General features: G+C 66.1%; 1 protein-coding gene. It reads left to right on the top strand.

The window, feature by feature from the left end; all coding sequences use genetic code 11:
* Positions 1-413, top strand: a 413-nt coding sequence (locus tag AC0L3L_RS36480) for an efflux RND transporter periplasmic adaptor subunit (RefSeq protein WP_473642219.1), incomplete at both ends; no start/stop codon positions are given.

Below are 413 nucleotides of genomic sequence, written 5' to 3' on the forward strand. Positions count from 1 at the left end.
GGCGAGGTCAGCGAACGTGATCTCGGCTATCTGAAGATCGGCGACAAGGCGAATGTACGATTGGTCAGCGGCCAGAACGTCGAGGGCACCGTGCGCTATATCAGCCGCGACGCCTCGTCCGCCACCCGCACCTTCCGCGTCGAGACCGCAATCCCCAACCCCGAGGGCACTATTCCGGCCGGGATGACCGCCGAGATCGCGCTGAGCGCGCAGCCGACCGACGCTGTCATGCTGCCGCGCTCCGTGGTGACGCTGGGCGACAAGGGCGATCTCGGCATCCGCGCCGTCGACAGGGATGACAAGGTCGTGTTCTTCCCGATCGATCTGGTCGACGATACGCCAACCGGCCTGGTGCTCGGCGGCATCCCTGCCGATGCGCGCATCATCGTCGCCGGCCAGGAACTGGTGAAGGA

It is taken from the genome of Mesorhizobium sp. WSM4849 (assembly GCF_055811385.1).